Below are 11,056 nucleotides of genomic sequence, written 5' to 3'. Positions count from 1 at the left end.
TGGCCCCGGTACTCACGAACCCGCTTCTGCTGCGGACCAATTCCCACCTCGACACCTCCACGATCGAGGTGTTGCAACGATCAGTTGAATCCGGCTTGACTGCCTGCGTCGGTATGAAATATCAGGCCGGGCTCGACCGGATGCCCGTAGCGCTCACGCCGCCACACGGCCATGTTGAGAGCTTTGGACACCAACGCGGTCGTCTTCGTGGCCGCGGCGGTCCAGCCGACGATCGCGCGGGAGTAGGCATCGAACACGAACGCCACGTAGGCCCATCCCGACCACGTCGAGACATAGGTGAAGTCCGCGACCCACACCAGGTTCGGAGCTGCGGCGGTGAAGTCGCGGTTGAGCTTGTCGGTGGCGCGCACGCCGTCCTTGGCCGGGATGGTGGTGCGATGCGTGCGGCCCCGCACGATACCGTTGAGCCCGAGTTCACGCATGATCCGGTCGACGGTGCAGAACGCCACGTCATGACCCTGGCGACGCAGATAGCGGGTCATCTTGCGGCGCCCGTACATCTGCTCGGGCCTGCCCTCGAGATCTCGTAACGCGTTCTCCACGTGAGCGTCGGCGATATCGCGGGCCGAGGGCGGCCGACGGCGGGCCTTGCGGTAGGTCCTCGGCGCGATCTGCACTCCGTGCGCGCGCAACGCACGACAGATCGACTCGACACCGTAGACCCGACGGTATTCATCGATGAACCCGACGATCACCGGTGTCGCGGGTCGAGTTCCCGCGCGAAGAAAGCCGACGCCAGTTTCAGGATCTCGTTGGCCTGCTTGAGGTCTCGGACCTCTCTGCGCAGCTTCGCCAACTCCTCACGCTCGGCCGAAGACAGGCCGGGGCCGGCTTGCCCGCCCGGCCGTGCCCCCTCGGCCAGAGCCTTCTTGATCCAGATCCGCAGCGTCTCGAAATGGACATCGACCAACGGCGCGAGAGCTTGGGCGGCAGCATACGGAGTCCCGTACTCATCGAGACGCTCGAGAGCCAGACGCACAGCCTTCTCACGAACCTCGGGCGGGTAACGCTTCGACATGATGGCGACCATCTTCCTCTAGGAAGAAGCGGCCCCCAACCCGTGACGGTTCATGTTGGCCATCACATACCGCGCCGGAGTCGTCCTGGCCCTGATAGTTGAATGGCTCAAGTCATGGGGAGACACAACCTACCATCAGGGGTGCAATTTGCGTGAACACGCAGAAGGCGCCTCACTAGGGAAATCGCCTCGAACGGACCGGCGCCGTCCGAGGCGGATTTCGCCTGTCCGGGCGGGAATCAGCGGCCGAGCGTGATGTTCACGACGCACCTGTCGACGGCTTGCACGAGCTCGTCACCGGGGGCGATGTTCAGCGGCGCGGCAGATGCCGTCGGAAATGTCGTGTTGTCGCGTGCGCCGCTGGTACTGGCGTACACCTTTCCGCCACGTACCACCCACACATCGGACCGGTCTTTCACCGCACCACCCTGATCGATGATAGAAGCACCAAAATACGTTGTGCCGCCAACGCTGATTACTGTGCCGTTGATGATCCGCCAACCGGTGCGTGTGAGACCAGGTTGGACGAGTTCGACGACACCGGTCGCTGCGGGTGCGCACCGTGCGTCGGAGGGGCCGAACGGACTCGTTGGAGCATGGCGTGGCGCTGGCTGGTCGGTCCGCGCCGATGCTGACACGGCCTCGCTCCTGGTCGAGATTGCGGCTGTCGGCTCGCCAACGCTTAGCACTACGCCGACGAGGACGATCAGAACGATCGTCGCCAGCACTGCGCCGCCGACAGCGAGTAACAGCGTATTGACACGGCGGCGAGCGGGATTCGGCGAGGCAGGATGCTGTGGTGGCTGCTGAGTCACAGGTCTTCCGTTCTGTTGGTGTAATTAGCGATCGGCTGATGCTGGCTGGCTGCCCCGCCGAGAGGTTGCACTTGGCGACGACGCCGGACCTCCGCAGTCGCGCGGCCTCGCGGTTATATGATCGTGGCTTGCAAGCGCCGCTGGGACTTGCGCACGAACTGCCGAACGCACTGGCGATTTGGTCGAGTAAGCCGCCGAGGATGTCATCGGTACCCTCGGCCGCCGCGGCGCTCGGCGCCGCGATCAGCAGCGCGGCCGTGGCCGTCATGACGGCGAGTGCCTTCAACATCGAGTGCCTTCAACATCGAGTAACCCTTGCTCTCGATCGAGAAAGTTCAAAACGAAGATTCGTACGGACTCCGGCTCTTCCCCGGCACGGATCCATCGCGCGGCTATATCCTGACAGGACCCATATTTTCGCGCAACTAGATCCTGTAAACTTGCCATCAGTGATACTACGTACGTCATCAGCGCATAGCTGCCGATGCGTATCTGTGCCTGCACCCACAAACGGGCTGCAGCGGAAATCAGCTTCGCCCTGGATGCTCGCACCGTCGGTTGTGGGTAGGGCAAAGAAATGCACCATCTAATAGCGGAGATCATATATGGACCAAAGCTCCGACTTATCGCATGCACTCGTAAATGTGAGAATGCGATTGGCAATGTACGATGGCGGCCATTTCCATGGATGAGCGCCGCCGACTTATCGTCCTAAGATGCGACGTGCGCACTTCGGGCAATCCTCTCAGTGTCGGCCGTCTACGATGAAGCAGGCGATCTTGGATGCAGGTAAGGCGCTTGCTGACGCTTCCTTGGTGAATGGATCGCGAGCAAGGAGGTACGGCGACTTCATGCGCCGCTCGATCTCCAGATGTCTGGATCTTTGGCGAATCGATGGAGAAGGGTGAAATGACCTGCCATAGCGACTAGCCGACCGTCGGGTGGATATCGGCGGTGTCGGCGCAGGCAGAGTTCAAGCTGCGCCGAAGACCCGAATTTACCATGGGGCGTAGGCAAGTCCTCCCCTGTCGTCTGCCTGCCTCCTGTTGTGCATGATTTTCAGCGCGCCCATCGCTGCCGAAAGATACATGCCACTCTTCAGAAACATGTATTCGAGGAGCATCCACAGGAAATCTGTCATCCGGGTATCTGCCGGGTCGCATCCCAGAGCGCACGACGTGATCAATTCACATAATTGTTGTTCGAGTTTCAATACGTGCGATTCAGAGAACTCAGCCTCCCTGAAGTAGGCGTTCTCGATATCCACGGTGATGAGTTTCGCCAATGCAATGGCATCGACCCCCAGAGGCGCTGCGTTATCGCGGATCAGCTTCCCGTATTCGGTTCTGCCGAGCGATGACTTTCCGGGCAAACCATCGCTGTTCTCCAGCATATGGACCAGCCCCTTACCTGGATCCAAGTCCACGTAACGGTGTTCATATTCTAAGGTGCCGTTATAGATTGACGGAATGATCCTGTGCCTGCCATTGCTCAACTGCCAGAAACAAGTCGCGAGTACAGATAGGCCCGGCGCATCATATTTGTATCTTTCGATTATGTATTGCAAGCCGTTACCGAATCTCACATAAGCATTTTTCACCGAATCATCGTCGATTTTTCCGTCGGTCAGCGTAAGAAATAGATTGCTCGGTTCCTTGACGCTGATATCGTAAGCGAAATCGAATACGTCATTCAGCAGCGCCAAAAAACCGATAACTTCGGTCTCATCGTTGGTCCACATGGTATACGGTATGAGTTGGCCAGCCATGCCGTCGATAGCCCGATACTGGAGCATGGCGCTCTTGTCTTTCCAGAGGATCATCCGGTCATTCACGAAACCCAGGCGCCGGGCCGTTTCCTCTACCCTGGCCTTACATCGAACCATTTCTCCATTCATGAGGTTGCACAGAACACCCGTTGCATCCAATGGAGGCAGATGTTCGAATAACGAGTCTACTTTCCTCGCCACCCCGAAGACCCACTCCTTCAATGATTCGCTTCTGCTTTCAATTGCATAATCGTAGAAGAAGATATTCCCAGCAGGCTGCACCAACCTGCCCAATTCATTTCCAAAAACGATAAAATAAGCAACCATGGTGTTGGCGGTTGCCTGAGGGCTCCTCGATATACCGACCAAGGAGTCACGGGGGAACATGTGATCCCATGCTTTCGATCGCAATCGAGGAAGCCCGTCACCTTTCTGTATCGACCGAACTCGCACTGCCTCCTGCGTGCTCGCCGGTCGCGCGTCGGCATCGATCTGTACTACGGAAAACAGGTTCTCTTCCAGGGATCGGATACCACACGCCTCCAAAACCATGCCGACTCCGACCACTGCGGACCATTTTGACAGTTCGGCCACATATTTTCCCGCGCTGGATTGAATATCATACGCGCCGATGGCTTCGAGTCCGACCTGCAGAGCATGTACCGCAGTGTCGCACAACTCCTTTGCTTTGTGATCGGTGGTGTAGGCCGGCAGCGCGCAGAGCCTCTCCTTCATCGTGGCCACAACCGGTCCTGTCGACGTTTTCTGCACCAAAAGGTAGCAGTAGCCCTCGGTCCGGATGCAGATGGGCCACGTACGAACCTTCGGCTCTTCCCATCGAACCGTCAGAACCGCATCGAATGTATTGCCGTCGGCAGCACCGGATGGTGCGTCCTCGACGTTGACACCGACCAGAAAACAGTCCTTCTCCAGATTGTCTCGCCTCAGGTACCGAACCATCCGACACAATTTCTCGAAGCCGACCGGATCGTATCGCACGGCACCCGTGCCGTAGACAAGCATTCGGGATGATCTGTTGCGTCCGGTGTCACCGCCCATGGTGACTTCCCCTGTGTCATGGAGTGTGCCGTCCGCTTCCCTGCGAATCTCCTCGATCTCGTACACGTCAATCTGTAGGAACTGGACATGATCCGGATCAGGGTTGAATGGTGGAAAGGTCACTTCCTCGATAGGGTCGGCCACCGTTCGCGGATATGGCACGGCATCGGTGAATATTCTTTCCGCTCCACGCGTTTTCACGATCTGCGCCGTAGAATCGCCTGGTCCTAGTCGTTCCGGTCGACGTGCTGGATCGTCGCTACATACGATCAGGTCGCTGCGAACGGGTTCCCGACCGAAAACGCTTTCCTGGTCCCGCAGGCGATAATCGTATGATTGTTCGTCCTCGAGTAACGCACTGTCGTCGATACGATTCAAGGCATGATCGACTCGGGCCTGCGCAATGATAATGTCACTGACAGGTCGTTGACAACTGTTCCTTGGATATACACCGACGCGATCGGTCTCCCCGTTTTTTCGATGGACCAGTCCGCTGGAATCCGATGAATAACTCGGTGACATGCTGCCTCATTCCATGTGGTGGCGATGGAAGTGGATCTCCGGATTGATTTCCACATGTAATGTGGTGAATGCAGATCGGACTCTTCTCGAGCAAGATCTGCATATCGAGGAACCCTGCTGGTCATCGGTCTCGATGGGTGATCAGGTCGACCAGACTCAGCAAGTCCGCAGCGGCGCCCGGTTCGGGGCGAGCGTGTTCGAGTATCCGGCGGGCGATCGCGCAGTTCTCCCGGGCCGTGTGTTCGGCCCAGTCCCGGCCACCTGCGCGTTCGATCAGTCGCGCCAGATGTGCCTGCTCCGTCGGATCGAGTGGTTCCGGGTCGGCATAGCGGCTGGCCAGCTCTGCACTGGCGGGAGTCGCGGAGTTCAGAGCGGCCACCACGGGCAGCGACTTCTTGCGCCGCGCCAAATCCGCATGGATCGGTTTGCCGGTCAGCGAGGGATCGCCCCAGATTCCCAGCAGGTCATCGACCAGTTGATAGGCCAGACCCAGATGCAGACCGAACTGACGCATCGTCTGCAACCGGTCGCTATCGGCCCCGGCAGCCCACGCTCCCAGTTCGCACGAAGCGCCCAGCAGCGCAGCGGTTTTCCCCTCGGCCATACGCACACATTCACTCAGCGAGACCGTCTGCCGATTCTCGAATGAGAGATCTTCACTCTGGCCTGCGCACAATGCCCGCAGCGCTCGACTGAGAATCTGCACCGCGACGGTATCCTGTGCGGCGAGCACATCCATCGCGACTGTCAGGAACAGGTCGCCGGTCAACATAGCTGCGGAGTGCCCGAATTGTGCCCAAGCTGTGGGACGATCCCGGCGGGTTCGATCGCCGTCCATGATGTCGTCGTGCAGTAGTGAGAAGTCGTGCACCATCTCCACCGCCACGGCGGCGGCCACTGCCCGCTCCCGCGCGGCGTCGGCGGGACCCGTGCTCAGGGCTGCGGTCGTCGTCAATACCAACGCCGGGCGAATCACCTTGCCGCCACCGTTCATCGGGAGTCCATGCGCATCCCACCACCCAATGTGATAGCCCCCGATCCGAGCTATCCTCTCGGGAAGACTGCCGACAATCTCCCGGTACGTCGGTTCGAACACCAGTCTTGCGTCTTCGAGTATTTCGGCAGCCGATTTTCGCCCACGCGCCTCAGCAGTAACCGCCACAGCGACAATCCTCCGAAAATCATGTGCGAGCACGCGGATCCGGATCCGCGTATGAAGGTCAGGCCCTTGCACGCCCGTGATCCGGCCACGACGGATTATGCCATCACCTACTGGCCAATAGTGTCTGTGCGCGCGACATTCACGCGCATCCGGAGAAGAAGTTGAGACACGTACGTAGACTCTTCCATCGTAACGATGCGAGTTCGGAGTGCGGATCGTCGACCGCCCTCCACCCAAAACGAGTCTTGCCTCAAGATATCGGTTCCTCTCTACTCATCGAGACTTGGCACCGCGAGGAGCTGTTGCCTGGAAGACCCCCGGATTCCAGCGTATCGACATCAGGTGATCCTTTCGCCGAACCATGACACTTGGGCCCTAGAATGAAGGTCAGATCCGCTCTCTTTACCCAGGTGCGGACTAAATTTGCGTACGTATGTCCAGAATACTTCCCGATTGTGCGACACTGCGATTCAGTGAAAAATGCTGCTAAGCGTGCGTGACGCAGCAGACAGGGTAAGCAAGATGGGAACGGTTGCGGCGTGGATGCACATATCACTCGACGGCCTCGTGCGCAGAGGATCACCAGATGTGGTGGCTGGTTACCGGATGATGATCTGATGACTATGAGCTTCGTTTCCATTCGCGCGCAGCGACCGGCTCATCGATGCGGGAATCATCTTGTAGTTGCCGCTGCACGCGTGAATGGCCTTAGATGTCGGCAATTCTCTTGCTTGGCTTCTCGATTCGCCGATCGAGTACCACCCATCGCCGATTGGAAGATGAAAGGTTGAATATCGGCAATGAAAGCAGTGTTTTTCGACGGGCCGGGACGTATCCGTGTTTCCGAAGTTCCCGACGCTAGAATCGTCGAGCCGACGGACGCGGTCGTAAGAGTCACCTTGTCTTCTATCTGCGGCACGGATCTTTCGGGCTATCACGGGCATCCTGTGCTGCCCGGTCCCGGCGCCGGACACGAATTCATCGGTGTTGTGGAGGACGTCGGCGAGCAGGTGCGTCTTCTGCGTCCCGGCATGCTGGTGGTTGCCCCGTTCATGTGGTCGGACGGCGAGTGCGGGCCCTGCCGCGCCAGCATAACGTCCGCTTGCGAGCAAGGTGGTATGTGGGGCGGTGAGCAGGCTGGCGGCCAGGCCGAGGCCGTCAGAGTTCCGTTCGCCGACACGACTCTGGTCCAGTTGCCCATGCTAGCCGATGACGAGCGACTGCCCGCGGTGCTCACCCTCGCAGATGTCATGGCGACAGGCTTGCATGCAATTCGAACTACAAGGGTTTTCCGCGGGGCGAGCGTGGCAGTAGTCGGTGACGGCGCTGTGGGACTGTGCGCGACCCTGGCGGCGGCCCTTGCCGGAGCCGAACAAATCATTCTACTCAGCTCACACCCTGGTCGTGCCCGCCTCGGGAAACTCTTCGGTGCTACCGATCATGTTCCCGAGCGTGGCGAGCCTGCCCATGAGCGAGTGCTCGACCTGACCAAGGGTCGAGGCGTCGATGCGGCGCTGGACTGCGCCGGCGGCGGACAACCGTTCCACACGGCAGTCGCAGTGACCCGGCCCGGCGGCTCGGTCGGTGTAGTTGGAGCACCACACCCGGAGGGAGTGGACCTGACCTACCGATTCCTGCGGAACGTCACCGTGACGGGCGGGTTGACTCCGGCACGAGTCTATCTGCCGTATCTGCTAGACGAATTGCTCACTGGCCGACTGGATCCCGCTGCAGTCTTCGACCTGACGGTGCCGCTCGACGACATTGCCACGGGCTACCGCGCCATGGCCGAGCGCACCGCTATCAAAACGCTCGTCCGAGTATAACGAGGTGAGCACGACAAAAGAATCATCCGACGATTGTCGTTATAGCGATACGAATCTCCTCGCAAGCGGGAGAAGTCGAGCACTTCCCTTGCTTGAAATAATCTCGATCGACTGTCCGCAGGCCAGCGTCGAAGAAATCCGCTGTTATGAGTATTACCACCTTCGATCTGTCTTGCCAGAAAGTTCGTGTCGCATGAGAAACCCGTCAATGCCTGTCGCGTCCAGATCGCTTACGGCCACCATTCGAATACTGGACAGGATGACTCGGAACATTCTGAATCGGTCGGCCGAGCACATCCAAGTCGCGGTCGTCGATCAGACGCTGAAACGCGTCGGCGTGCGTCACGCGTTCCTGTTCGGGCCACTGGTTGCATTCTCCAGCAATGAGGACGCTGCCGACCAATGCGATACGGTCTTCCACCACTCGCCAGCGAGCAAGGGTGCAGAGTTGGCTCCTCGCGTCGTGCGCACGACGGTGTTGGCCTGTTCGCGGTCTCTGGCGCGTGGTCACTCGGTCATTTCTGCGGCAGTATCGCCAGCACTGGTGGCCGTGCTGGGCATGGAGTACGCCCCTACGATGGCCGGAGTCCGAATGCCCGCTGGCGAGACACTTCGAACGGCTGGTCTAGCACCCTTCATATTGGACGGGCTAGACGCGCTCACGTTTGTGAACGGCACTTCGCTGACCGCGGCGGCGGCCGGATTGGCAGTCACATCGGCTCTCCGGTCGCATATTGTCGCCATGATATCGACTGCGTTGTTGGCTGATCTTCTGGGCAGCGATCCGATCCTCCTTTCCGACGAGTCGCAGGAGCCCTACGGCAAACGCTGCACTTCACAATCGCTCGGCGCAACCCATTGGTCTTCCCGCAACGGGGCACGGTGGAGCATGGGGGAAATTCCTTCGGCGAACCGCAATCTGATGTTGGCGACGAGGCCCGGCAAGCAGGATGGCGTGCAGGGCGTTCGGCCGGCCACGGCGGCGATCGTCGCGGCGATGTGTCGAGCGGCCGCACCCGCTTCCATGCGCAGCCTGCCGACCAACGGCCACGCCGGGGACGTCGTGCCTTCCGGTACGCAGGCCGCATTGAACGCGCTCGACCTGGCGGAGTCGTTGCGCTGGTTACACGGCTCGCTGGCGGTCGGGCTGCGTCAGGCGGTGCACGTTGGCGGACGCGAGCCCACCTCACCCGCCAGCGCAACGATCCTGCACCGCTTGATCGCCCTGGTTCCCGCGATCGACCCCGAACGGCAATTGGAGGTGGACGTGCGCTGCGCGGCAGATCTCCTCGACACGATCGCCGACGAGCACGACGATCCCGTCGACGCGCGCTGAGGCAGGCCTTGATGGTTGTGTACCGACAGGTCCGAGCAGGCAGGAATGTTCGCCGGAATGCGCTCGACCCGCTGTACTTGCCGCCGCCCGCCTCGGCGTTCATCCCCTGTCGGCACACTGACCTGTCGCCCCGCGGTGTGCCGTGGCACACCTCGATTTCCGCGACGGCGTATGCGCCGCCATCAGTGGAGGACGCCGCGGTGTACCGGTGGATTCTCGGTCACCATGCGTCTTTTTGCGTGTGGCGGCTTTTGGCGCAGGCCCTTCGCGACCTGTCCGCCGGATCAGAATCCACCTCAGCGCTGGTCGACCGAACCGCGCTGCTACTCGATGCGTACTCGGTACTGATACTTTACGCGGGCTCTTGTTCCACTGAAATCCACGGGAAGACCATACGTCCCTTGGTGATGGCCGCCGACCCGGCCTTCAGCGATCGATGGGCACGTGATTACGAGCCCGTGCACCCGTTATTACGCGAAATTAGTGCGACGCACCATCTGAGCAAGTTCACTCCACTGTCGAATGCGCTGAAATCCAATCTTATCGTGCACAGGGCAGCGGCCGCTCATCTGGTGCCCAATGGTGAGTCGCTGTTGCGTAAGTACAGCGACGATCCGATGGAACCGCCGACCGAGGCGCAACAGGAGATCAACGACCGGGTTTTCCTGGTTGAGCGTATCCCGATCTGCAGCAACGAGTTCTTCGCACAATTCGCGACCAGGCTGGGGCAGGTGCGATCCGACCTCGTGCACCGGCCGCTTCCCGTGCCCTGCGGATGGGCGGGCCTGCCGAGCGCCCATGCTGACGTCGTCACCCGATTCCACCGCGAGAGCGGTCGCGTTTTGTCGAAACTAGAAGGAAGCTTGTAGTGAACGCATTCAAAACAGTCATGCCCCAGCGACTCTATGAGTACCTGCTGGCGCATTCCGAGCCACCGAATATAGTGCAGCAGAAACTTCTCATCAGCACCTTGGAGTCGAGCGAAATCGCAGAAATTCAGGTTCCACGTGAGCAGGCCGCCTTCCTCACCCTGCTGGTGAGGTTCATGGCCGCCGAGCAGATCGTCGAAATCGGCACGTTTGCCGGTTATTCCACGCTGGCGATGGCACTCGGACTTCCGCCGCACGGCCAGCTGATCGCTTGCGACATCTCGGCGGAATGTAGCGCGATCGCCCGTGACTCCTGGCATGCCGCCGGTGTCGCCAACCGGGTCGAAGTCCGGCTGGGACCGGCAGCGGAGACCCTGCGGGACCCGCCTGAGGCGCCCGACACCGATCTCGTGTTCATCGAAGCCGACAAAGTCGACTACATCGACTATTGGGACCAACTCGTGTCTAGAGTGCGTCCTGGCGGCATCCTCGTCGTAGACAAGGTTCTGTACTACGGCGAGGCGGCCATCGACAACCCGGCGGGCAACGCCAGAGCCATCGGCGCATTCAACGATCGGGTCCGTAACGACGACCGCGTCGAGTCTGTGAGGCTGCCCATCGCAGACGGGTTCGCCGTAGCCAGAAAGAAGGACCTGTGAG

At 60.1% G+C, this 11,056-nt stretch carries 9 protein-coding genes and 1 other annotated feature; of the genes, 4 read left to right on the top strand and 5 right to left on the bottom strand.

Annotated elements, in window-relative coordinates:
- Positions 1-80: 80 nt before the first annotated feature.
- The 5 genes from AB0L97_RS35985 to AB0L97_RS35965 form a co-directional block, all read right to left on the bottom strand.
- Complete coding sequence (locus AB0L97_RS35985) at positions 81-716, bottom strand: IS3 family transposase (protein WP_364438785.1); 636 nt, start codon at positions 714-716, stop codon at positions 81-83.
- Positions 624-752 (bottom strand) — a sequence feature (AL1L pseudoknot). Its footprint overlaps the gene before it by 93 nt.
- Positions 713-1,039 carry a transposase gene (locus AB0L97_RS35980; RefSeq protein WP_051021519.1) on the bottom strand — a complete coding sequence of 109 codons (327 nt, stop codon included), beginning with the start codon at positions 1,037-1,039 and terminating at the stop codon, positions 713-715. It overlaps the preceding feature by 40 nt. Before AB0L97_RS35980 ends, AB0L97_RS35985 begins: the two co-directional genes overlap by 4 nt.
- A 239-nt stretch (positions 1,040-1,278) precedes the next feature.
- Positions 1,279-1,854: a hypothetical protein gene (locus tag AB0L97_RS35975; RefSeq protein ID WP_364438781.1), complete on the bottom strand. Its 576-nt coding sequence runs from the start codon at positions 1,852-1,854 to the stop codon at positions 1,279-1,281.
- 997 nt (positions 1,855-2,851) lie between these two features.
- Positions 2,852-5,059, bottom strand: coding sequence for a hypothetical protein (locus tag AB0L97_RS35970; RefSeq protein ID WP_364438778.1), 2,208 nt, complete (start codon positions 5,057-5,059; stop codon positions 2,852-2,854).
- A 265-nt stretch (positions 5,060-5,324) separates the two neighbouring features.
- Positions 5,325-6,398, bottom strand: a complete 1,074-nt coding sequence (locus tag AB0L97_RS35965) for a polyprenyl synthetase family protein (RefSeq protein WP_364438775.1) — start codon at positions 6,396-6,398, stop codon at positions 5,325-5,327.
- A gap of 767 nt (positions 6,399-7,165) precedes the next feature.
- On the opposite strand from AB0L97_RS35965, the gene AB0L97_RS35960 reads away from it, so the two are divergent.
- From AB0L97_RS35960 to AB0L97_RS35945, 4 genes are all read left to right on the top strand, one after another.
- Positions 7,166-8,191, top strand: a complete 1,026-nt coding sequence (locus AB0L97_RS35960) for an alcohol dehydrogenase catalytic domain-containing protein (protein ID WP_364438772.1) — start codon at positions 7,166-7,168, stop codon at positions 8,189-8,191.
- 259 nt (positions 8,192-8,450) lie between these two features.
- On the top strand, positions 8,451-9,527 hold the full coding sequence (locus tag AB0L97_RS35955) for an aromatic amino acid lyase (protein ID WP_364438769.1): 1,077 nt from the start codon (positions 8,451-8,453) through the stop codon (positions 9,525-9,527).
- An 11-nt stretch (positions 9,528-9,538) separates the two neighbouring features.
- On the top strand, positions 9,539-10,396 hold the full coding sequence (locus tag AB0L97_RS35950; RefSeq protein ID WP_364438766.1) for a hypothetical protein: 858 nt from the start codon (positions 9,539-9,541) through the stop codon (positions 10,394-10,396).
- Positions 10,396-11,055 (top strand): O-methyltransferase, encoded by a 660-nt coding sequence (locus AB0L97_RS35945; protein WP_364438763.1) that lies wholly within the window; start codon positions 10,396-10,398, stop codon positions 11,053-11,055. Before AB0L97_RS35950 ends, AB0L97_RS35945 begins: the two co-directional genes overlap by 1 nt.
- The last annotated feature ends 1 nt before the right edge of the window (position 11,056 follow it).

Origin of the sequence: Nocardia sp. NPDC051911, from assembly GCF_040681035.1 — a bacterium.
In the GTDB taxonomy this organism is placed as follows: Bacteria; Actinomycetota; Actinomycetes; order Mycobacteriales; family Mycobacteriaceae; genus Nocardia; species Nocardia sichangensis.
This window is presented reverse-complemented; position numbering and strand designations above follow the sequence as displayed.